This window comes from Nocardiopsis eucommiae, from assembly GCF_965344335.1.
Taxonomy (GTDB): Bacteria; Actinomycetota; Actinomycetes; order Streptosporangiales; family Streptosporangiaceae; genus Nocardiopsis; species Nocardiopsis eucommiae.
This window is the reverse complement of the sequence record NZ_CBDRIY010000010.1, coordinates 25176-46893: the sequence shown is the minus strand read 5'-3', so window position 1 is coordinate 46893 and position 21718 is coordinate 25176. Positions and strand designations below refer to the sequence as shown.

The window sequence follows — 21718 nt, the reverse complement described above, 5'->3', positions numbered from 1 at the left end:
GCTTCACCACCCCGCCTTTCGGGGAGACGACCGGGATCGGGAACGGACCGAACGTCCCACTTCGGACAACCGGAACACGGGGTGCGTGTGGTGCTGATGGTGGAAGAATGGCGCATGGTTGCTGGTTGTGACCTGGGTGGCCGTGGTGTCGACCGCGTGGGGGTGGCGCGCCGGACCGGGGCTCCCGCCAGGTTTCTCCCGGCGTTCCGACCACGACAATGGTCGGATGGTGATACCGCGGTCTCGCTGAGTGGGAAAGCGGTTCGACTGCGGGGTGGCCGAAAAGGGTGTCCGTGTGTGACCTTCGCGTGAAGTCCCAGATTAGGCAAGCCTGACCTTCGTGATCAAGCGCATCGAGCCGGGTTTGCCTAGGTGGACTTATTTAAGCCACACTGATGTTGTCTAAACCGAGAGCCGAGTGACGAGCGGGAGGGGAACACTGTGTCGGACCTGTCCGGTACACCCGGTGCGCCCCGACCCCTGAGCGGACCCGACCACGGGACCCGCGCCCGCGTCGCCCGGCTCATCCTGGAGAAGGGTCCGATCACCGCCTCCTCGCTGGGGGAACGGCTCGGACTCACCCCGGCGGCCATCCGCCGCCACCTCGACAACCTGACCGTCGAGGGCATGGTCGAGGCCCGTGACGCGCGGCCCACGCACGGCCGTCGTCGCCGGGGCCGCCCCGCCCGGGTCTTCGCCATCACCGAAGCCGGGCGTGACGCCTTCGTCCACGCCTACGACGATCTCGCCTCCAACGCCCTGCGCTTCCTGGCGCGGACCTCCGGTCCCGAGGCGGTCGGCGAGTTCGCCCGGAGTCAGGTCGCTGACCTGGAGCAGCGCTACAAGCCCCTGCTGGACGCCGTTCCCCAGGAACAAAGGGTCCGGTTGCTGGCCGAGGCGCTCTCCAACGACGGCTACGCCGCCACCGCGGGCCAGGCGCCCGCGCCGGGTGGCGGCGACCAACTGTGCCAGCACCACTGCCCCGTCGCGCACGTGGCCGCCGAGTTCCCGCAGCTCTGTGAGGCCGAGATCGAGGCCTTCGCGCGGCTACTGGGCACCCCGGTGCGCAGGTTGGCCACCATCGCCCACGGCGACGGTGTGTGCACCACGCACGTCACCCCACGGGGGGACGGGGCGAGCGGGGAGGACGGCACCCCCGCGTCCAAGAAGGCCATCCGCCAGCGGGCGGGCGGCTCAGTTCACCAGAGGGACGTCTGAGTCCAGGAGGAGTCCGCGCATGACTTCTGTCGCGCACCCCGAGCTCGAAGGGCTCGGAACATATGAGTACGGCTGGGCCGACTCCGACGTGGCCGGAGCCTCGGCCCGTCGTGGCCTGAACGAAGAGGTCGTCCGGGACATCTCGGACAAGAAGAGCGAGCCGGAGTGGATGACCAAGCTCCGCCTCAAGTCGCTGAAGCTCTTCGGCAAGAAGCCCATGCCCGACTGGGGCGCGGACCTGTCCAAGATCGACTTCGACAACATCAAGTACTTCGTGCGGTCCACGGAGAAGCAGGCCACCTCCTGGGAGGACCTGCCCGAGGACATCAAGAACACGTACGACAGGCTGGGCATCCCCGAGGCCGAGAAGCAGCGCCTCGTCGCCGGTGTCGCCGCCCAGTACGAGTCCGAGGTCGTCTACCACCAGATCCGCGAGGACCTGGAGGAGCAGGGTGTCATCTTCCTGGACACCGACACCGCCCTCAAGGAGCACCCGGAGATCTTCGAGGAGTACTTCGGCTCCGTCATCCCGGCCGGTGACAACAAGTTCGCCGCGCTGAACACCGCCGTGTGGAGCGGCGGGTCGTTCATCTACGTGCCCAAGAACGTGCACGTGGAGATCCCGCTCCAGGCCTACTTCCGGATCAACACCGAGAACATGGGCCAGTTCGAGCGGACGCTGATCATCGTCGACGAGGGCGCCTACGTCCACTACGTCGAGGGCTGCACCGCGCCGATCTACAAGTCGGACTCGCTGCACTCCGCGGTCGTCGAGATCATCGTCAAGAAGAACGCCCGCTGCCGTTACACGACCATCCAGAACTGGTCGAACAACGTCTTCAACCTGGTCACCAAGCGCGCCATCGCCGAAGAGGGCGCGACCATGGAGTGGGTCGACGGCAACATCGGCTCCCAGGTCACCATGAAGTACCCGGCCGTCTACCTGATGGGCGAGCACGCCAAGGGTGAGACCCTCTCGATCGCCTTCGCGGGTGAGGGCCAGCACCAGGACACCGGCGCCAAGATGGTGCACTGCGCGCCCAACACCTCCTCCAAGGTCGTCTCCAAGTCGGTGGCGCGCGGCGGCGGCCGCTCCTCCTACCGCGGCCTGATCCAGGTCCAGGAGGGCGCCCACCTCGCCAAGTCCTCGGTGGAGTGCGACGCGCTGCTGATCGACACCATCAGCCGTTCCGACACCTACCCCTACAACGACCTGCGCGAGGACGACACCGAGCTCGCGCACGAGGCCACCGTCTCCAAGGTCAGCGAGGACCAGCTCTTCTACCTGATGAGCCGGGGGATGGGCGAGGAAGAGGCCATGGCCATGGTCGTCCGAGGATTCGTGGAGCCCATCGCACGGGAGCTCCCGATGGAGTACGCACTGGAGCTCAACCGTCTGATCGAGCTCCAGATGGAAGGATCGGTGGGATAAGTTGACGACCGCGAACACAGAGCCCAAGCCGCACAGCCACGGGCTGGGGCAGATTCCTGTCTCGAAGCTCGACACGCACGGCTCCAAGGACGTGGAGGCCTTCCCCGTCCCGAACGGGCGTGAGGAGGAGTGGCGGTTCACCCCGCTGCGCCGCCTCAAGGGGCTGCACGACTGGAAGGGCTCCGCCGACGGCGCGGACGAGGTCTCCGTGGACGCCCCCGAGGGCGTCACCGTCGAGACGGTCGGCCGTGACGACGAGCGTCTGGGCAAGGCGGGTCTGCCCGTCAACCGCGTGATCGCGCAGGCCTACACCTCGTTCGAGAAGGCCACCGTCGTCACCGTTCCGCAGTCGCTGGCCGCCGACAAGGCGATCACCATCGACCGCAAGGGGCTGGGCGGCACCGCGTTCGAGCAGCTGCTCATCGACGTCAAGCCGCTGGCCGAGGTCACCGTGATCATCACGAACACCGGTAGCGGTGTCCGTGCGGGGAGCCTCGACGTCCACGTCGGCGAGGGCGCCAAGCTCACGCTGGTCACTCTCCAGGAGTGGGACGACGACGCCGTCGAGGTCAGCCAGCACAACGCGCGTGTCGGCAAGGACGCCAGCTTCCGGTCGATCGTCATCACCCTCGGCGGGAACCTCGTGCGTCTGTCGCCGCGCGTGTCCTACGACGACCGCGGCGGCAACGCCGAGCTCTACGGGCTCTACTTCGCCGGCGACGGTCAGCACCACGAGCACCGCTCGCTGATCGACCACAACGTCTCCAACACCCGCTCCCGGGTGGACTACAAGGGTGCGCTGAGCGGCAAGGACGCCCACGCGGTCTGGATCGGTGACGTGATCATCGGCGAGGGGACCACCGGTACGGACTCCTACGAGAACAACCGGAACCTCCAGCTCACCGACGACACCCGTGTCGACTCCGTGCCGAACCTGGAGATCTTCACCGGTGAGGTCGCGGGCGCCGGGCACGCCAGCGCCAGCGGGCGGCTCGACGACATCCACCTCTTCTACCTGCGTTCGCGCGGTATCCCGGAGGAGGAGGCCCGCCGCCTCATCATCCGCGGCTACTTCCTGGACATCGTCAACCGCATCGACGACCAGGACCTGCGCGACCACGTCATGGAGAAGGTCGAGCGAAAGCTTGCCGCACATGAGTGAGCAGGGCGGTTGGGTCAAGGTCGCGGAACTCGACGAGATCCCCGAGGAAGGTGTCCTGGGGATCGAGACCGACGACGAGACCCCCATCGCGCTGGTGCGCACCGAGGGTGAGGTCTACGCGCTGCGGGACGTGTGCTCGCACGCGGAGGTCCGCCTCTCGGAGGGCGAGGTCGAGGACGGCACCCTCGAGTGCTGGCTCCACGGCTCCTGCTTCGACCTGCGCTCGGGGGCGCCGGTCAACCCGCCCGCCACCCAGCCGGTCCCCACCTACGACGTGAAGATCGACGGCGACGACGTGCTCGTGTCGCTGGATGACAAGAATTCCTGAGGCCTGAAATGACGAAGTTCGAAATCCGCGGTCTGCGCGCCGACGTCCTCATCAACGAGGACGAGCGGCAGGAGATCCTCAAGGGCGTTGACCTCACCATCAACTCCGGTGAGACCCACGCCATCATGGGCCCCAACGGCTCCGGCAAGTCCACCCTCGCCTACGCGATCGCGGGTCACCCGCGTTACGAGATCACCGAGGGCGAGGTCCTCCTCGACGGCGAGAACATCCTGGAGATGGAGGTGGACGAGCGGGCCCGTGCCGGCGTCTTCCTCGCCATGCAGTACCCGGTCGAGGTCCCGGGTGTCTCCATGTCCAACTTCCTGCGCAGCTCCGTCAGCGCGGTGCGCGGCGAGGCTCCCAAGCTCCGCCAGTTCTCCAAGGAGCTCCAGGGCGCGATGAAGGACCTGTCCATCGACTCGTCCTTCGCCGCCCGCGGCGTGAACGAGGGCTTCTCCGGCGGTGAGAAGAAGCGCCACGAGATCCTTCAGCTGGAGCTGCTCAAGCCGAAGGTCGCGATCCTGGACGAGACCGACTCCGGCCTGGACGTCGACGCGCTCAAGATCGTCTCCGAGGGCATCAACCGCGCCCAGGAGAGCAACGACCTCGGCGTCATGCTGATCACGCACTACACCCGCATCCTGAAGTACGTGCAGCCCGACTTCGTGCACGTCTTCTCCGGCGGCCGCATCGCCGAGTCCGGCGGTTCGGAGCTGGCCGACGTCCTCGAGGCCGAGGGCTACGAGCGGTTCGTGAAGGCGGGCGCGTAACCATGACCCTCCGCGAGCCCGGTCAGCCCGACACGGCTCCGCTCGACACGAAGGCGATCCGGGAGGACTTCCCGATCCTCTCCCGGACCGTCCGTGACGAGCGCCCGTTGGTGTACCTCGACTCCGGGGCGACCTCGCAGAAACCGCGCCAGGTGCTCGACGCCGAGCGCGGGTTCTACGAACGCCACAACGCGGCGGTGCACCGTGGGGCGCACCAGCTCGCGGAGGAGGCCACCGACGCCTACGAGTCGGCGCGGGAGACGATCGCCAGGTTCGTCGGCGCCGACGCCGACGAGGTGGTCTTCACCAAGAACGCCACCGAGGCGGTGAACCTGGTCGCGTACGCGATGAGCAACGCGGCCACGGCGGACGAGGGCCTGCGCCGCTTCCAGGTCGGTCCCGGCGACGAGATCGTCGTGACCGAGATGGAGCACCACGCCAACCTGGTGCCCTGGCAGCAGCTCTGCCAGCGCACCGGCGCGACGCTGCGCTGGTTCCCGGTGACCGACGAGGGCCGACTGGACCTGTCGGACCTGACCGAACTGGTCAACGAGCGCACGAAGCTGGTGGCGTTCGCGCACCAGTCCAACGTGCTCGGGACCGTCAACCCGGTGGCCCCGATCACCGCGCGGGCCCGTGAGGTCGGCGCGCTGGTGCTGCTGGACGCCTGCCAGTCGGTGCCGCACATGCCGGTGGACGTCCGTGAACTCGACGTGGACTTCCTGGCCTTCTCGGGGCACAAGATGCTCGGTCCCAACGGGATCGGCGTGCTCTGGGGGCGCCGGGAGCTGCTCGCGGCCATGCCGCCCTTCATCAGCGGCGGCTCGATGATCGGCGTCGTGCACATGAGCCACTCGACCTGGGCGGATCCGCCGCAGCGCTTCGAGGCCGGTGTGCCGATGGCCCCGCAGGCCGTCGGCCTGGCCGCGGCGTGTGACTACCTCTCCGAGGTGGGCATGGACCGGGTCGCCGCGCACGAGCACGAGCTCACCGCGTACGCGCTGAAGCGGGTGGGCGCGATCGAGGGCGTGCGGATCGTGGGCCCGACCGAGGCGGTCGACCGGGGCGGCGCGGTGTCGTTCGTGGTGGACGACATCCACCCGCACGACCTCGGCCAGGTCCTGGACGACCGTGGCGTCGAGGTCAGGGTGGGCCACCACTGTGCCTGGCCTCTGCACCGCAAGCTCGGTATCGTCGCGACCACACGCGCGTCCTTCTACCTCTACAACACGCTGGAGGACGTGGACGCGCTGGTGGAGGCCATCGGGGCCGCCCAGAGGTTCTTCGGAACCCGGGACTAGTACGAGGATTCTGCCTGACCATGCAGTTGGACGCGATGTACCAGGAAATCATCCTGGACCACTACCGGAACCCGCACCACAAGGGGCTGCGCGATCCGTACGACGCCGAGGCGCATCACATCAACCCCACGTGTGGGGACGAGGTGACGCTCCGGGTGACGCTGACCCCTGCCTCCGGTTCCGAGCTGGACGAGAAGGCCGTCGTCAGTGACGTCTCCTACGAGGGGATGGGCTGCTCGATCAGCCAGGCCAGCACCTCGGTGCTGACCGACCTGCTCATCGGCCGGACCGTCGCCGAGGGGATGCGGACCCTGGACGCGTTCACCGAGCTGATGCAGTCCAAGGGCAAGGGTGAGCCGGACGAGGACGTGCTGGAGGACGCCGTCGCGTTCGTCGGCGTGTCCAAGTACCCGGCTCGGATCAAGTGCGCCCTGCTGGGGTGGATGGCCTGGAAGGACGCGGTGTCGCAGTCCTTGGAGAAGGAAGGCGCCTGAATGAGTGACAACGAGACCACGAACACCGAGACCGCCGAGAAGCCCGAGGCCGCTCCCCGCTCCCCGGAGCAGGAGGCGCTGGCCGAGGAGATCGGTGAGGCGCTCAAGGACGTGATCGACCCCGAGCTCGGCGTGAACATCGTCGACCTGGGGCTGGTCTACGGGGTGAACCACGACGACGAGTCGATCACCCTGGACATGACCCTGACCAGTGCGGCCTGCCCGCTCACCGACGTGATCGAGGACCAGGCCAACAGCGCCCTGGACGAGTTCGAGCGCGAAGTGAAGATCAACTGGGTCTGGATGCCGCCGTGGGGTCCGGACAAGATCACCGACGACGGGCGTGACCAGCTGCGCATGCTGGGCTTCAACGTCTGATCCGACTCCGTCGGAGCGCGGGCCGGGACCCTTCGGGGTTCCGGCCCTTCGCGTGTCCGGACCGCCCCCGGGCTGCGCGCGGTGCCCCGGGCGTTCTCTGAGGGGCCGACGGTGCCGGGCGCGTTCGCCGCGCGGGTCAGCACTGGTGCCGGTCGAGCCCGGCCATCTCCTGGACCTCGTGGGCGACGTCGTGCGGGGTGCACGCGGGTCTTCTGAAGGGGATACGAACGTCGTGGTCGCCGTCCGGGCCCTCCAACCGCAGCCGCAGGCCGTGCCGGTCCACGCCGAGCGGCCGGGGACGCCCCGGAGGGAGCTGGACGCCGCAGCGGCTGACCAGGGCCCAGAGCACGTCGGGGTGGTCGTCCTCCAGGTGGCGCAGCCAGGGCCCCTCCCAGCGGCCGAAGGGGTCCGCCGCCGCGTCGGTGAACTCCTCGGGGTTCAGCAGGTGACAGCCCTCGTGGTCGGAGTGGATGATCAGGTGGGGGGTCATCACGATCAGGGTGCGCCCGTGGCCCAGGTCGAGCAGGCGCTCGTCGGGGTCGTCGGCCAGGGCGGCGAGCGCGCGGTCGCGAGCCTCACGTGGGGAGGGGGCACGCAGCTCGCCGCTGATCCACAGCAGGGAGCGGGTCGGGTCGCGCAGGTCCACCGGGGCCGTGTCGGTGAACTCGACGGTGGCCTCCAGGGTGCCCTCACCGATCTCGGCCAGCACGCGGTGCTGGTCGGGGACGAGCAAAGTGACCTCGCCCTGGAAGGTGGTGTGGCAGACGGCTCCGGTCAGGTGCAGGGAGACGTCGTTGCTGGTGACCGTGGCCGGGTTGGGCCTGGACAGGACGGAGCGCGCCCGTTCGGCGGGGGAGGGCGTGAGGGAGTTCGGGTACGGCAGCAGGAGGACCACCTCAAATCAATTAGGTAAGGCTAACCTACATCCTCCCGGTCTCATGGGGAACCCCCGGCCCTGGGAACGACGTCCCCGCGCACGAAGAAGGGGGCCGCCCCGGAACGTGTCCGGTGCGGCCCCCTCCGAGCGGTCGTCCGCTGGTGCCTGGTCAGGTGCCTAGTGCGTGGCGAACATGGCCGAGCGCAGCTCGCCCGCGATGTCCTCGTCGCCGCGCAGCGACAGCGCCTCCAGCAGCGCCTGGGGTTCGGCCAGCGACTCGTCGCCGTGGTCGGTGATCCGGCGCGACAGGATCCTGAGCGCCTCCTCCGTGGCGGCCGGGGCCGTGTAGCCGATCAGGTGCAGCGCGCGTGCGGCCGGAGGATGCCCGCTGAGGTCCCCGGCGGGCAGTTTGCGCGCGTCCAGCCGGTCACCCGAGACCGTGATGAACATGCGGTCGCCCGGCTGGGCGGCCTGGCGGCGCAGGAGTGGGCGCAGGGAGTCGAAGGCGGGCTGGTCGCGCCAGACCAGCACCAGCAGGTCCGCGCCGGGAGCCGTGAGGCACAGCAGACGGCCGGGCTGCAACCCCAGGTGGGTCGCGTAGCCGGTGGGCACCGCCACGGGAGCGCCGTTGAGGTGGTCCGCGGTGATGTCGATGCGGTGCCACCAACGGCCGTCCGGGGCGCGGAAGCAGCGGGCCGAGGCGGCAGGGTCGCTGGCCCCGGGGCGGACCGGACCGTGGTGCGTCGTACGGCTCACCGGAGGCATCGGCGGGGACGACGGAAGGGGCGGTGAGACGGGCCCGAACCCGTTCTGCTCGGGGTCGGATCGGTGCTGGTGGAGCGGTTCGGCGCCGTGGGCGACGGGGTCGGCCGGGCCGGGCTGGCCGTCGGGGCGGCGCCGGATCGGCAGGCCGTTCTCGGTGGTGGCGCCGGACTCCTCGGTGGCGTGACCGTCGTGCGGAGCCTCCATGGGGACGGAGGTGTCCACGTACACGCTTCCGTCGCGCAGGCTCACCCCGGGGGTGCTCAGCAGCCAGGCGCGCAGTTCCTGCGGGCGGATACCGATCCGGCCCAGCCGGATGCCCGCCTCGGTCAGGTTGGGGCCGTCGCCCAGCAGCTCGCGGGTCTGCCAGCGCAGCTTGCTGGGGTCGTCCGCGATGAGCCAGCCGTTGTGCATGCGCCGGTCGGTGAAGAGCGTGATGATCACGCGCCACAGCGGCGTGTGCAGCGTGGGCACGTCCACCGGGTGGTCCGGGTGCGCGTTGATGAGCCGGTCGATGGTGGTCGCGGAACCGAGCTGCTCGGAGAGTTCGCGCAGGTGCTTGGTGATCGCTGCTCCCTCGGGCGAACCCAACCAGCGCAGGAGGCGTTCCTCCACCTTGCGCTGCGCCCCGCGTATCTCGGTCACGTCCACCGAGATCTGCTCCGAGAGGACCCGGATGCTGATCGGGTCGGTGGCGAAGAGCCGTTCGGCGGCCACCGTCCGCTCCAGCTCGGGCCAGGAACGGAACATCTCCTCGACCTGGTCCACCAGCGGGTGCTGGCCCAGGACGGGCGCCGGGGGCTCCTCCACGCGTTCGGGGGCGGGCGCCTTGGTCCGGCTGAAGCTGGGGCGGCGCAGCGTCCGACCGGGGCCCAGGAGCGAGCTGCGGAACTGCGAGCGCAGGTCCCCGACGCCGCTGGTCGCGGTCTCCACCGCCGCACTGCTGACCGTCTCGGCGCTCAGGGCCGAGCCCGGGATCATCGCCGCGGAGCTGACCATGCCGCCGACCGCAGCCGCGGGGGCCTCCGCCACGGGGACGGACCCCGGCTCCGCGGGCTGTTCCACGGTGGGCTGGTCCTGGTCCCGCTGGGCACGCAGGGCGCGCAGGGTCCGGATCGCTCGGGTGGCGGGGGTCTGCGGTGGATACGCGGAGTCCCCGGAACCACCGTTCCGGTCGGGCGCGCCACCGGAACCGGTGGCGCTCTCCAGGTAGTCCAGCGCGCTGCGCACGTGATCGGGGGCGGAGTCGGGGAGCCAGTGCGCGATGGTCCGCACGGCCTCCGTCATCAGCGCGGGGGAGGGGGTGGGCCCGCCGGGGAGTTCGCAGCAGGGCTGGAGGGCTCGCCAGGCGACGGTGCTCACGATGTCCAGGACACCACAGCCCGGCAGGCGCCAGTCGTGCATCTCCTGGGGGGTGGACGCGATGAGGCGGTCCCAGTCACCAGCGGTGTTGACCACGGCGCCCCTGACCGGTTCGGCCAGGTCGGAGCAGTCCACCGGCTGGGTGCGCAGGCTCGGCAGGAACTCCGAGAGGGCGATGTGCCCCCAGTGTTCGACCGCGAGGCGCGCCAGACCGTTCGCCAGCCAGGGCGGGCCGGCGATGTCCAGGACACGGGTGACGGGGAGCGAGTGCCACCAGCCGTCGATGAGACGGTCGTGCTGGAGCAGGGGCGCCACGTCCGGCGATCTCGACCACCGCAGGGCGGGCGCGAGGTCGACGAGGCAGATCGGAGAGACGGCGTTCATCCGCTGGGGACCTCGACCTCCTGGTGTCTGCACGTGAATTGGGGAGGAACCGCACGGGCCTTCGGTTCGATGCACCACAGTACGCGCCCTTGACCCGGGAGAGGACGGATCTTGAACCGACTCGGTCGTCCGCGTGGGGGCACGGCGGGCCGAGGGACAGGGGTGCCGTGAGCACTTCTCCGAGATCGTACGTGCCCCGGGCCCACATGGGTAGTCCCGGGCGGACGGGGTGTGCCGATACCCGGAGGTGACCTCCGCGTGTGATCACCGTGACCAAGGAGATTCCCCCTCAGAGGCCACTTCGAGTTGTGATCTACCTCATAAGGGACTTCTGGCTCTTCTCGGGTCCTCCGGGCGTTGTTCCCTCGGTGCCCCAGCAGCACGCGCGAGCCCGGCACGCTGACGTCGGTCGCGGGTATGCTGGACGGGCACTGTCCTCTCCCGAGCGCCCCTCGGCCGGGTGTCCGCGACGCGGCTCACCTCGGGGCCGACGGTGCTCGGACACTCGGGCCAGCGGCAGACCGCGACCCGCCAAGACTTCCGTCCCACGCACCCCGGCGCATGGCAGGCGCGGGACGGTCGATCCGGATGATTGGTTGACGTGACAGACCTTGAGATGAATCCCCCCGCTGCTGCGCCCGTGGACAGACCGGAGCTCATCCGGTCCTACGTGGCGATCGGTGACAGCATCACAGAGGGGATGCTGGACGACAGCGGTCCCGGCGGTGAGTACCGGGGGTTCGCGGACCGCCTCGCGGAACACCTGGGCACGCTCTCCCCGGACTTCCGCTACGCCAACCTCGGCGTCCGAGGACGTCGGATGAAACACATCTTCGGTGAACAGCTCGAACAGACCCTCGCGTGGAAGCCCGACCTGGTCACCGTGCTGGCGGGCGGCAACGACGTCCTCCGCCCCGGCGGGGACCTCGACGCGCTGGCCGAGAAGTTCGAGTGGGGCGTGCGCCAGCTGCGGGACGCGGGCATCCGCGTGGTGATCCTGGCGGGCCACGACACCGGATGGATCCCGGTCCTGCGCCTGTACCGGGGCCGGATCGCGGTGTTCAGCATGCACATGCGGGCCGTGGCCGAGCGCACCGGCACCGAGATCGTGGACCTGTGGGCCCTCAACGCCCTCAACGATCCCCGGGCCTGGAGCGACGACCGGCTGCACCCCAACGGCGCCGGACACCAGATCGTCGCGGCCCGCGTCGCCGACCTGCTCGGCCACCCCATGGGTCCGCCCGAGTCCTGGACCGACCCGTGGGCCACCCCGCCCCAGCAGCTGCCCCGCATCCTGCGTCGCAGGGAGGGCCGCCGCTGGGCCCGCCAGTACCTCGTGCCGTGGCTGCGCCGGCGCGCGATGGGCCGCTCCTCCGGTGACGGCCTCCTGCCGCGCCGGCCCGAGCTGGACTACCTGCACGACGAGCAGACCCGCGAACAGCTGCGGGAGGAACTGCGCAGGTCCGGAGCGGACACGCACTACAACGACTACTCGGCGGACGACACGCCCCCGACCAGCAGCCCTTCGGGCACCAAGGGCCCCGAGCCCCTGCGCTGACCGCGCCGGGCCCGCCAGCCCTCACTGTGGCCGCGTTCCCGCTTCTTCGGGGAGCGCGGCCACCGTGCTGTCCGGGGTCGTGGTGCCGTCCGGGTCACTGCCGGGACAGCGACTGGATGAGGTCGCTCACGTGCACGACCCCCACGCACTGGCCGTAGGGGTTGGTCACGATCAGGTCGTCGTAGACCCGCTCACGGTCCTGCCCCGCCACCCGCAGCGCCGAGATCGCGGACATCCACGCGGGCACCGTCCGGGGCGACTCCGCCAGCCGCAGCGCGGGGCGCTTGGCGTGCAGGGCGTGCCCGTACCTCCCGGTGACCGACAGCAGGAACCGGGTCCGGTCGATGACCCCCGTCGGCCGCTCCCGGTGGTCGATGAGCACCACGCTGTTGAGCGCGGTGTCCCCGGTGAACGCCTCCAGGACGTGCTCACCGGTGGACTCCGAGTCGAAGTCCAGCGGCGGCACCATGAACTCGGTGACCCGGGGGCCCGCGTCGGTGTCGTCCAGGGAGGTGGCCGCCGGTTCCGGCACCGGCGTCACCTTCTCGCCGGGCCGCCAGGCGGGGTCCGCGAAGTACGCGCCACAGCCCAACCGCACCCCGCACGCGCGCAGGCGCACGATCTCCTCGCTCCGGGCCACGCCGTCGGCCATCGCGTACACGCCGCTGCTGCGCCCGATCCGGGCCAGCCCGTCCACGATCCCCCCGTTGCGCTGGTCTCCGTCGATCCCCGAGACCAGGACGGGGTCCATCCGGACCAGGAACGGGGTGGCCTCCACGACCAGGTCGGGCCGGGCCATCGCGGTCCCGAACCCACAGCGGAAACCCAACGAGCGCAACCCGGAGACCGCTGTCAGGACGGAGGCCCGAGGCAGCTCCACGAGGTCGGGCGTGAGCATCAGGGTCACGTCGCGCGGCCGACGTCCGGCCCGGCGCAGCGCGCTCTCGACCAACCGGGGCAGGTCGGTGCCGTCGACGAGGGCGGCCGAGGGCAGGGGCAGGACCAACGGCGACAGGCTCTCCACGCCGGCACCGGCGCGCACCAGGGAGGCCAGCCACTCGGCCACCAGAGCGGAACCACCGCCCCGTCCGTCGGGGCGGCCCAGCCCCGCGGGAACGGCGGCGACGACCTCCACGGCCACCACGGCGCCGGAGTCCAGGTCCACGACAGGACGGAAGGCCGGGCCGCGACGGCGGCGTCCGGGCTGGTCATCGGCGGTGGGAGCCGGGCGGGTGTGGGAGCGAGGCAGGGTGGACACGTCTGCCATGGTCGCGCGTGGGACACGCCCGTATGAAGACCCGGGCGGCGGAGTTCGCCCGTTCTTGGGACACGGGCCGCCGGGCGTTCACGAACGGTCGACGGGGGTCACGGACACGACAGTGGGCGTCACCCTACGGTGACGCCCACTGGAGGATCCGACGCCGCGTGCGGCCCGAAGGATCAGGCGCGGCGGAAGGCCACGGCGATGTTGTGGCCGCCGAACCCGAAGGACTCGTTGATGGCGGCGACGTCCCCGCTCGGCATCTCCCGGGGCTTGTCGCGGACGATGTCCACGGCCGCCTCCGGGTCGAGCTCGGAGATGTTGATGGTCGGCGGGATCTGGCCCTCGTGCAGCGCGAGGATCGTCGCGATCGACTCCACCGCCCCGGCGCCGCCCAGGAGGTGGCCCGTCATGGACTTGGTGGAGGTCACCGCGACCCGGTCGGCGGCGGACTCGCCCAGGGCCGAGCGGATCGCGCGGGTCTCACCGACGTCCCCGGCCGGGGTCGACGTGGCGTGCGCGTTGACGTGCACGATGTCGCTCGGTCGGAGGTCGGCGTCGGCCAGCGCCTGGGTGATGGCACGGGCCTGGCCCGCGCCCTCCGGGTCCGGCATGACGATGTCGTGGGCGTCGTCGGTGTAGCCGACACCGGCGGCGTGGGCGTACACGTGCGCGCCGCGCCTGGCGGCGTGCTCGGCCGACTCCAGGACGAGGATGCCCGCGCCCTCGCCCATGACGAAGCCGTCGCGGTTCCTGTCCCAGGGGCGGGACGCGGTCTGCGGGTCGTCGTTGCGCGTGGACAGCGCGCGCATGGAGGCGAAGGAGGCGATGTTCAGGGGGTGGATCGCGGCCTCGGTACCGCCCGCGATCACCACGTCGGCCCGGCCCGCGCGGATCATGTCCACACCGTTGGCGATCGCCTCGGCGCTGGAGGCGCAGGCGCTGACCGGGGCGTGGGCGCCCGCGCGCGCGGTGAACTCCAGGGCCACGGCGGCGGCCGGGCTGTTGGGCATGAGCATGGGCACGGTGAACGGGGAGACCCGCTTCCAGCCCTTCTCACGGAAGGTGTCGTACTGCTCCAGGATGGTGAGGATGCCACCGATGCCGCTGGAGACCACCACGCCGAGACGGAGGGGGTCGACGTCGGGGGCGCCCGCGTGGTCCCAGGCCTCCTGCGCCGCGATCAGGGCGAACTGCTGGGTCCGGTCGAGGCGGCGCAGCCGGGGGCGCGGCAGCTTCTCCGAGGGTTCCTGCGCGATCTGCCCGGCGAAGTGCACCGGAAGCTTCTCGTGCCAGTCCTCCGGCAGCATGCTGATTCCGGAGCGGCCGTCGAGGAGCGCGGACCATGTGGTCGCGACGTCACCCCCGAGGGGGGTGGTGGCGCCGAGGCCGGTGACGACGACATCGGTCTTGGACATGATCCGATCGCCCTTCTCGTGGGTCGATCCCGGCTCGGTGCCGGGAGGCGTGGCGAATGAGTGGGTCTGGGGTGTCCTTGGTGGGGACGGGTCGGGCCGCCGGACCGGGGTGCGGACCGGCGGCCCGGACGCGCTACTTCTGGATGAAGTTGATGACGTCCTGGACCGTCTTGAGGTCCTTGAGCTGGTCGTCGGGGATCTCCACGCCGAACTTGTCCTGCGCGGCGACGGCGATCTCGACCATGGACAGCGAGTCGATGTCCAGGTCGTCCACGAACGACTTCTCGGGGGTGACCTCGGCGGGCTCCGTGCCGACGATCTCCTCGACGATGTCGCCGAGGCCCTTGAGGATGTCCTGCTCGCTGTGGTCGGCCATGTCGTGTTTCTCCTTGCTTGACGAACGTGGTGTCGGTGACGTTCCCGAACGGGGCGGGCGGGCCCGCGTCCGCTGGGATCGGATCATCGGATCAGGGGATGCGGATCACCTGTGCGGCGTAGACCAGGCCCGCACCGAATCCCAGGGTGAGCACGGTGCTCCCCGACGGCAGCTCCCCGCGTTCGACCATGCGCGACAGCGCGAGAGGGATCGAGGCGGAGGAGGTGTTGCCAGCGGTGACGATATCGCGGGCCACGAGTGCCTGGGGTGCCCCCAGCTTGCGCGCGATGGACTCGACGATCCGCAGGTTGGCCTGGTGGGGCACGAAGGCGGTGAGCTCGGACGGCTCCACACCGGCGCGCTCCAGCGCCTCCAGGGCCACCTTGTACAACTCGGTGGTGGTCCACCGGAAGACGGCCTGACCCTCCTGGTGGAGGTACTTGCCCTCACGCAGGTGGATCGTGTCGGCGCGCTCGCCCGAGGAACCCCAGACGACCGGACCGACGGCGTGCTCCTCGGAGGCCGAGACCACGGCGGCCCCGGCACCGTCGGCGAAGATCACACAGGTGGACCGGTCCTCCCAGTCCACCCAGTCGCTGAGCTTCTCCGAGCCGATCACCAGGACGTTGCGCGAGCTTCCGGCCCGGACCGAGTCCGAGGCCAGCCCGAGCGCGTAGACGAAGCCCGCGCAGGCCGCGTTGACGTCGAAGGCACCCGGAGCGGAGATGCCGAGCCGCGCGGCGACGGTCGCCGCGGTGTTGGGGATCTGGTCCTGCACGGTGCAGGTGGCCACGATCACCAGGTCGATGTCCTCGGGGGAGAGCCCGCCCGCCGCGAGGGCCTTGCCTCCGGCGGCGACGGCCATGCTCGCCACGGAGTCCTCGGGTCCGGCGACGCGACGCTCCCTGATGCCCACACGGCTCTGGATCCACTCGTCGTTGGTGTCGACGCGGGCCTCCAGATCGGCGTTGGTCACGACCCGCGACGGCTGGTACCCGCCGAAGGAACGGATCGCGGCACCGCCGGGCGCACTGGGGACGTTGAACATGCTCAGCCTTCCTGCTGGCTGCTCGCGGGGGAGGGGGTCCCCGCGTGCTCCTTGATGAGAGCGCTGGCGCGTTCGAGGTCGTCGGGGGTCTTCACCGCGAGGATCTCGATGCCACGCAGCGCGCGCTTGGCGAGGCCACTGAGCGTGCCCGCCGGGGTCAGCTCGATGAACGCGGTCACCCCGAGGTCGGAGAGGGTGTCGGTGCAGGCGTCCCAGCGGACCGGCGAGGAGATCTGCGAGACCAGGCGGTCCAGGTACTCGGCGCCGCTCTCGACCACGGCTCCGTCGGCGTTCGACAGAAGACGGACGCTGGGGTCGGCGGTGGCCAGGCTCCGGGCGGCGTCCCGCACCCGCTCCACGGCCGGGGCCATGTGCTCGGTGTGGAAGGCGCCCGCCACGGACAGGGGCCGCAGCCGGGCCCGCTCGGGCGGGTTCTCGGCGAACGCCGCCAGCTGGGCGGTGGTTCCGGCGGCCACGATCTGACCGGAGCCGTTGTCGTTGGCCGGGGTCAGCCCGGCGGCCTCGATGGCGGCCAGGACGGCCTCGCGCTCACCGCCCAGGATCGCGGTCATCCCGGTCTCGGTGCGGGCGGCGGCGTCGGCCATCCCACGGCCGCGCTCGGCCACCAGGGCCAGCGCGTCCTTGGGGGAGAGCACACCGGCCAGCGCGGCGGCGGTGAACTCACCGACGCTGTGCCCGGCCGTGGCGTCCACGAGGGAGGGCGAGGCGGGCAGCGGGGCGCCGGGGGCGGTCAGCGGGCCGAGCAGCGCGGTGGCCGCGGCCAGGCCGGCGCTCACCAGGAGCGGTTGGGCGACGGCGGTGTCGCGGATCTCGTCCGCGTCCGCCGTGGTGCCGTAGCGCACGAGGTCGAGACCGGTCACCTCGGACCACGAGGAGAACGTCTCGGCCATGCCGGGGAGTTCGAGCCACGGGGAGAGGAAACCGGGAACCTGGGCGCCTTGGCCTGGAGCAACGATTACAAGCACGACATCAACCTTGCCCTGTAGGAGATCACCAGCTGGATGGTGGGAGACACGAAGTTCACCGAAGTCCTTTTGTAGGTAATCCACAAAAAGCCACCGGTGATGTCCCCACAAACCCGAAACGGGTGGAGGAGATCACTTTCCGACGGTACGCGGGCCCCCTCACGCCTCGCCCCCGGACCGCCCGGTGCGGGGCGTGACGGCCGACACGGAGGCGAACTCCGGATCGGGTGCGGAGAGGATGCGAACCTAGACGAGTGAACACCGAACCCCGACCGACCGAGGACGGCGCGAGCGCGCCGACCGGGAACGGCGCCCCTCAGGACCAGATCCGCGCCGAGACCGTCCGACGCCTGGAACGCTCCATGGGGGCGCTGGGCACCGCGGCGGTCAGCCGTATGGAGGAGCGACTCGGCTGGTTCCGCCGGATGTCGGCCCAGGACCGGTCGTGGATCGGCCTCGTGGCGCAGTCCGGAGTGGCGGCCTTCGTGGACTGGTTCCGTGACCCGGAACGCGGTCGTCCCGCGATCACGGTGGAGGTCTTCGGCACCGCCCCGCGCGAACTGACCCGGTCGGTCTCCCTCCAGCAGACCGTCGACATGATCCGGGTGGTCATCGAGGTGGTCGAGAACCAGGTCGACGACCTGGCCGCCCCGGGCGGCGAACAGCAGCTGCGCGAGGCGATGCTCCGCTACACGCGCGAGGTGGCCTTCAGCTCCGCCAAGGTCTACGCCCGCGCGGCCGAGGCCCGTGGCGCCTGGGACGCCCGGCTGGAGGCGCTGATCGTCGACGCGCTCCTGCACGGGGACCAGGTGGAGGGGCTCCAGACCTGGGGGTCGGCGCTGGGCTGGTCGCACACGCCGGTGATCGCGGTGGCCGGGGACATCGGTGACGAGGACGGCGGCAAGGTCATGGACGACCTGCGCTCGGCCGCCCGCCGCCTGGGCTACGACGTACTGGCGGGCATGCAGGGGCGTCGCGTGGTCGTGGTGGTCGGGGTGGGGGACCGCCATCCGGTCGACGACCTCCCGATCGAGCCGGTGGAGCCCCTGGCGGGGCTGTTCGGAGACGGACCCGTGGTGGTGGGCCCGGCCGTGGCGGACCTGCACGCGGCGGGATCGTCGGTGCGGTCCGCGGTGAACGGTCTGCGGGCCGCCGTCGCGTGGCCCGACGCGCCCCGGCCGGTGCTCGCCGACGACCTGCTGCCGGAGCGGGCCCTGGAGGGTGACACGGAGGCCCGCCACCAGCTGGTGACGGAGGTGTACCTGCCGCTCCAGGGCGCCGGTTCCCCGCTGCTGGACACGTTGTCGGTGTACCTCGAGCACGCCTCGTCACTGGAGGCCACGGCGCGCATGCTCTTCGTGCACCCGAACACGGTGCGCTACCGGCTGAGCCGGATCTCCGAGCTCACCGGGCACATCCCCTCGGACGGGCGCGGCTCCTTCGTGCTTCGGGTGGCGGTGGCTCTGGGCCGATTGTCCGAAACCCGGGACTGATCCTCCCGGTGGCCGGTGTCGGCCACGCTCGGGGGCGTGACCTCCGCCACGTCGTAATCTGATCGTTGCCTCCCTTTTCGGCTGGTTTATGGAAGTTTCACCAGCGTCGGGTATGTGTGTAACTCACCGTGTGCGCCCGGGGACTACGCGAAAAGAGATAGCTTTGATACGGGCAGGTTGCAGGTGGAGCCAGAGACGACGAAAACCCTCGGGCGTCGCTCCCCGCACCGCTCCGTCACGACGTTCTTGGGGGGTCCAACGCTGTGGTCGAGCGACCGAGGAAGAGGTTCCGGATACTACGCCCGGTGATCGATTTCGTACTCCAACCCACGCAGGAGGGTGAGCTGCGCAGGCGCGTCCTGTTCTGGCTCCCCGCGCCGGTCCCGGTCCTGGGCCTGGTGTACCTGCTGGTGGGCGGCGCGATGTCCGCCGCCGGATGGACCATCCTGCTGGCCGCGAGCGTGGGTGTGGGAACGCTGCTGCTCGCCGTGATCGTGCAGCCCACCCCGCTTCCCGAGGGGCTGGCGCCGCCGGTCTCGGCCCGCCGCTCCCTGCACCGCTTCCGGCAGTTCACCCAGCTGCGGGTGGCGCTGGCGCTGGTGCCGGTGGTCATCGGCGCCGCGGCCGCGATCGCGGGCGGCGGCATGTACCCGCTGTTCGCCGCGCTGGCCCTGGCCTGGCCGCAGCTGCTGCTCGCCATGCCCACCTTCTTCACCATCACCAGGGCTCGCAGGGCCATGGAGGCCTGGGGTACCACCGCCTACCTCTGGCACGCCCTCTCCCGGCCCGCCAGGGTCACCTGGCCGGTGGTCACCCCGCTGGTCCGCTCCTACCGTGCGTGGCGCACCGACCGCGCCCGCCGTCTGGAGCGCCAGAAGCAGGAGGACCAGCAGCAGGACCAGGCGTGGAAGGAGGCCGTCGACGAGGAGAAGCGCAACCCCACCGAGCCGCAGGCGCCCGTCGAGGAACCGCCCGCGACCGAGGGGCCACAGCTCCAGCGCACCCGCAAGCTGCACGCGCTCCCCGAGGAACTCGACGATCAGGACAACGAGCCCACCACGCTCCTGCCCAAGCCCGAGCTGGGCGAGACCGAGGACGCCCCCGCGGCCACCAGGTCGCGCGGCACCGTCAACAGGGCGGCCCGGGAGCTCCTGGAACAGGGCGGGGCGCTCGGCCTGAGCGTACGCAACCGGCGCCGGGGACACGCGAGTCGGCGTCCGCCCTCGCACAAGCCCTAGGGCCCGGCCGCCCTCCGGCACGAGACTCCGCGACGCACTCCGGCGGCGCCCCCACGGGCGCCGCCGGAGCCGTGTCACGGGTCAGATGACGGCCCGGCGGCGGACCTCGGGCAGGGCGTCGTCCCCGCCCTGCGGGCAGTGGTACCAGCGCGCCTCGGCCTCGCGGCCGTCGAAGACCACCTCACCGATCGTGTTGCCGAAGTAGGGGCGCTCCGAGAGCCCCCAGGAGAGCGGGGCGCGACGCACCCCCGCCAGCCGCGTCAGGACGCTCCCGGCCAGCCGCAGGGGCCAGCTCGCGGACACCGTGGCCGCGCGGCGCAGGTTCGGGGAGAGCTGGTTGCACAGCGCGGAGGAGACCAGCTGGGCGACCCGGGAGGTCGTGTGCCCCGCACGGGCCCGCGCGCGGGCCAGGTAGGAGAAGTGCACGTCTCCGCTGAGCAGCAGGACCGTGGCGGGAGCCGGACCCCTGCCGCCACGGGCGACGTCGAGCACGGCGTCCGCCAGGCGGTGGAAGGAGTACTGGAAGGCGCCCCAGTGCTCCAGGTCCAGGGCCTGGCGCAGCCGCTCGGCGGGGGTCCTGGCCGCCGCACCCCAGGCGCCCGCGCACACCGCCTCGTTCCACGCCTCCAGGTGGTGCACGGAGGGCGGCAGCAGGACCGGGACGGTGGAGGCGACCACGAGGTGGTCGGGGCCGCCGGTCAGGTGCTCGTCCAGCCAGTCGTGACCGTCGGATCCCAGGATGGACCGTGAGCCGCCGGGGAGGTCGTTCTCGTCCAGGTCCCGGCCGCAGCGGGTGTCGGCCACGAGGACCCGTACGCCGCCCACGTCGTGGTGGTGGCTCCACCGGTAGGAGGAGGGCTCGTCGTGCGCGCGCCACGCGAACGCGTCCAGCGCGTCCCCGGCGTCGGTGCCGCGCTCGCGGTGGTCGCGCACGGCCGCCCACAGCGGGTCCTTGGCGCGCGCGTCGGGGGAGAGGTTCCCCACGTGCTGGTACACCCAGTAGGCGCCGAGTCCGCTGGTCACCCGGGTGCGCCACCACGGGTACCCGTCCATCGCGCCGCGCCAGGCCGCCGAGGTGTTCCAGTCGTCGCGGATGTCGTGGTCGTCGAAGACCATCAGTGTGGGCACGGTCGACAGCAGCCACCGCACCTGGGGGTCGGACCAGGCCTGTCGGTAGAGCTCGGCGTACTCGTCGAAACGGACGACCTCGCCCTCCGGTGCGCCGTCCGGGTCCTCCGCGCCGCGCCTCTCCCGGAGGAAGGCCCGCATGGGCTCCTGGACCTCGTCGGCGTAGACCTGGTCGCCGATGAGCAGCAGGACCAGGTTGTCCTCGGTCGGGTCCTCACGGGCCAGGCGGCGGGCGGTGGCACGGAGCATGTCGGGGCCGTAGCGGACCAGGCCCTCGGGAGTGTCACCGGTGGGGGTGTGGCAGGAGCCGTACAGCAGCCGGGTCGGCGCGTCCGGGGACAGGGTGCGCAGGACGCTGGGCGGCAGCGGGCTGTCGGGTTCGGGCCACACCCGGTCCTCACCGAGGAAGACCTCGTAGGGGAGGACGGAACCCGGCGTCAGGCCCTCGATTTCGCACACGGCGTAGTGGTGGCCGTGGACCGTGAAGGTGCGGCTGGCCGAGACCGGCCCGCCGTCCACGCGAACCCGGACGTCACAGGGGGCGTCCGTCTCCACCCACACCGTCGCCGTGGCGGGGCCCACGTGGCGAAGCACGGGCCCCAAAAGTAACGAGACAGTCACCCTTATCCCTTCTTTCGTCCAGTTTCACACACGTCGAGGAGGAGTATGGCCCCTTCGCGGGGGTTCGGTCACCTGCGGATCCACGCGTGATGGTTGCACCGGGGGCCAGGCTGCGCGAAGGTG

19 protein-coding genes are annotated in these 21718 nt (G+C 70.9%); 11 read left to right on the top strand and 8 right to left on the bottom strand.

What is annotated here, in order from left to right:
- The first annotated feature begins 441 nt into the window (after window positions 1-441).
- Genes ACRWK8_RS08320 through ACRWK8_RS08285 form a run of 8 tightly spaced genes read left to right on the top strand, consistent with a single transcriptional unit; the run spans window position 442 to window position 7083 of the window.
- Window positions 442-1218, top strand: a complete 777-nt coding sequence (locus ACRWK8_RS08320) for a helix-turn-helix transcriptional regulator (RefSeq protein WP_378739268.1) — start codon at window positions 442-444, stop codon at window positions 1216-1218.
- Between the two features lie 19 nt (window positions 1219-1237).
- Window positions 1238-2650: a Fe-S cluster assembly protein SufB gene (sufB, locus tag ACRWK8_RS08315; RefSeq protein WP_378739270.1), complete on the top strand. Its 1413-nt coding sequence runs from the start codon at window positions 1238-1240 to the stop codon at window positions 2648-2650.
- A gap of 1 nt (window position 2651) precedes the next feature.
- A complete protein-coding gene (gene sufD, locus ACRWK8_RS08310; protein ID WP_431869370.1) occupies window positions 2652-3812 on the top strand; it encodes a Fe-S cluster assembly protein SufD in 1161 nt (386 codons plus the stop codon).
- A complete protein-coding gene (locus ACRWK8_RS08305; protein WP_378739274.1) occupies window positions 3805-4140 on the top strand; it encodes a non-heme iron oxygenase ferredoxin subunit in 336 nt (111 codons plus the stop codon). The genes sufD and ACRWK8_RS08305 overlap by 8 nt, the downstream gene beginning before the upstream one ends.
- An 8-nt stretch (window positions 4141-4148) precedes the next feature.
- Window positions 4149-4910: a Fe-S cluster assembly ATPase SufC gene (gene sufC / locus ACRWK8_RS08300; protein WP_378739276.1), complete on the top strand. Its 762-nt coding sequence runs from the start codon at window positions 4149-4151 to the stop codon at window positions 4908-4910.
- A gap of 2 nt (window positions 4911-4912) precedes the next feature.
- Window positions 4913-6211, top strand: coding sequence for a cysteine desulfurase (locus tag ACRWK8_RS08295; protein WP_431869367.1), 1299 nt, complete (start codon window positions 4913-4915; stop codon window positions 6209-6211).
- 20 nt (window positions 6212-6231) lie between these two features.
- Window positions 6232-6705: a Fe-S cluster assembly sulfur transfer protein SufU gene (sufU, locus tag ACRWK8_RS08290; protein WP_378739280.1), complete on the top strand. Its 474-nt coding sequence runs from the start codon at window positions 6232-6234 to the stop codon at window positions 6703-6705.
- Complete coding sequence (locus tag ACRWK8_RS08285) at window positions 6706-7083, top strand: metal-sulfur cluster assembly factor (RefSeq protein ID WP_378739282.1); 378 nt, start codon at window positions 6706-6708, stop codon at window positions 7081-7083.
- Window positions 7084-7219: 136 nt separating this feature from the next.
- Here ACRWK8_RS08285 and ACRWK8_RS08280 read toward each other — a convergent pair whose 3' ends face one another.
- Both ACRWK8_RS08280 and ACRWK8_RS08275 read right to left on the bottom strand, forming a co-directional pair.
- Complete coding sequence (locus ACRWK8_RS08280; protein ID WP_431869364.1) at window positions 7220-7978, bottom strand: DUF2470 domain-containing protein; 759 nt, start codon at window positions 7976-7978, stop codon at window positions 7220-7222.
- Between the two features lie 159 nt (window positions 7979-8137).
- The gene (locus ACRWK8_RS08275; protein WP_431869362.1) at window positions 8138-10468 is read right to left on the bottom strand and encodes a hypothetical protein; all 2331 of its coding nucleotides are present in this window, start codon (window positions 10466-10468) and stop codon (window positions 8138-8140) included.
- Window positions 10469-11084: 616 nt separating this feature from the next.
- Here ACRWK8_RS08275 and ACRWK8_RS08270 point away from each other — a divergent pair.
- Window positions 11085-12026: an SGNH/GDSL hydrolase family protein gene (locus ACRWK8_RS08270; RefSeq protein ID WP_378739288.1), complete on the top strand. Its 942-nt coding sequence runs from the start codon at window positions 11085-11087 to the stop codon at window positions 12024-12026.
- A 94-nt stretch (window positions 12027-12120) separates the two neighbouring features.
- Here the strand turns inward: ACRWK8_RS08270 and ACRWK8_RS08265 are convergent, their stop codons facing one another.
- From ACRWK8_RS08265 to ACRWK8_RS08245, 5 genes are all read right to left on the bottom strand, one after another.
- Window positions 12121-13293, bottom strand: coding sequence for an EAL domain-containing protein (locus ACRWK8_RS08265; protein WP_431869360.1), 1173 nt, complete (start codon window positions 13291-13293; stop codon window positions 12121-12123).
- A gap of 173 nt (window positions 13294-13466) precedes the next feature.
- Entirely contained in the window at window positions 13467-14705 is a 1239-nt protein-coding gene (fabF, locus tag ACRWK8_RS08260; RefSeq protein ID WP_378739291.1) for a beta-ketoacyl-ACP synthase II, read from the bottom strand.
- Between the two features lie 133 nt (window positions 14706-14838).
- Complete coding sequence (locus ACRWK8_RS08255) at window positions 14839-15081, bottom strand: acyl carrier protein (RefSeq protein ID WP_357764252.1); 243 nt, start codon at window positions 15079-15081, stop codon at window positions 14839-14841.
- 91 nt (window positions 15082-15172) lie between these two features.
- A complete protein-coding gene (locus tag ACRWK8_RS08250) occupies window positions 15173-16129 on the bottom strand; it encodes a beta-ketoacyl-ACP synthase III (protein WP_378739293.1) in 957 nt (318 codons plus the stop codon).
- A 2-nt stretch (window positions 16130-16131) separates the two neighbouring features.
- A complete protein-coding gene (locus tag ACRWK8_RS08245) occupies window positions 16132-17040 on the bottom strand; it encodes an ACP S-malonyltransferase (protein ID WP_431869492.1) in 909 nt (302 codons plus the stop codon).
- A gap of 329 nt (window positions 17041-17369) precedes the next feature.
- On the opposite strand from ACRWK8_RS08245, the gene ACRWK8_RS08240 reads away from it, so the two are divergent.
- Together ACRWK8_RS08240 and ACRWK8_RS08235 are read left to right on the top strand one after the other, a co-directional pair.
- A complete protein-coding gene (locus ACRWK8_RS08240) occupies window positions 17370-18608 on the top strand; it encodes a PucR family transcriptional regulator (protein WP_378739297.1) in 1239 nt (412 codons plus the stop codon).
- Between the two features lie 305 nt (window positions 18609-18913).
- Window positions 18914-19846 (top strand): hypothetical protein, encoded by a 933-nt coding sequence (locus ACRWK8_RS08235; RefSeq protein WP_378739299.1) that lies wholly within the window; start codon window positions 18914-18916, stop codon window positions 19844-19846.
- Between the two features lie 81 nt (window positions 19847-19927).
- On the opposite strand, the gene ACRWK8_RS08230 is transcribed toward ACRWK8_RS08235, so the two are convergent.
- The gene (locus ACRWK8_RS08230) at window positions 19928-21595 is read right to left on the bottom strand and encodes an alkaline phosphatase D family protein (protein WP_378739302.1); all 1668 of its coding nucleotides are present in this window, start codon (window positions 21593-21595) and stop codon (window positions 19928-19930) included.
- Window positions 21596-21718 lie beyond the last annotated feature (123 nt).

Bases quoted from the DNA above. Each gene is read 5' to 3' on its own strand.
- sufB (WP_378739270.1), top strand. From the start codon at position 1,238: ATGACTTCTGTCGCGCACCCCGAGCTCGAAGGGCTCGGAACATATGAG.
- ACRWK8_RS08305 (WP_378739274.1), top strand. From the start codon at position 3,805: ATGAGTGAGCAGGGCGGTTGGGTCAAGGTCGCGGAACTCGACGAGATC.
- sufC (WP_378739276.1), top strand. From the start codon at position 4,149: ATGACGAAGTTCGAAATCCGCGGTCTGCGCGCCGACGTCCTCATCAAC.
- ACRWK8_RS08295 (WP_431869367.1), top strand. From the start codon at position 4,913: ATGACCCTCCGCGAGCCCGGTCAGCCCGACACGGCTCCGCTCGACACG.
- sufU (WP_378739280.1), top strand. From the start codon at position 6,232: ATGCAGTTGGACGCGATGTACCAGGAAATCATCCTGGACCACTACCGG.
- ACRWK8_RS08285 (WP_378739282.1), top strand. From the start codon at position 6,706: ATGAGTGACAACGAGACCACGAACACCGAGACCGCCGAGAAGCCCGAG.
- ACRWK8_RS08275 (WP_431869362.1), bottom strand. From the start codon at position 10,468: ATGAACGCCGTCTCTCCGATCTGCCTCGTCGACCTCGCGCCCGCCCTG.
- ACRWK8_RS08270 (WP_378739288.1), top strand. From the start codon at position 11,085: ATGAATCCCCCCGCTGCTGCGCCCGTGGACAGACCGGAGCTCATCCGG.
- ACRWK8_RS08265 (WP_431869360.1), bottom strand. From the start codon at position 13,293: ATGGCAGACGTGTCCACCCTGCCTCGCTCCCACACCCGCCCGGCTCCC.
- fabF (WP_378739291.1), bottom strand. From the start codon at position 14,705: ATGTCCAAGACCGATGTCGTCGTCACCGGCCTCGGCGCCACCACCCCC.
- ACRWK8_RS08255 (WP_357764252.1), bottom strand. From the start codon at position 15,081: ATGGCCGACCACAGCGAGCAGGACATCCTCAAGGGCCTCGGCGACATC.
- ACRWK8_RS08250 (WP_378739293.1), bottom strand. From the start codon at position 16,129: ATGTTCAACGTCCCCAGTGCGCCCGGCGGTGCCGCGATCCGTTCCTTC.
- ACRWK8_RS08245 (WP_431869492.1), bottom strand. From the start codon at position 17,040: ATGGCCGAGACGTTCTCCTCGTGGTCCGAGGTGACCGGTCTCGACCTC.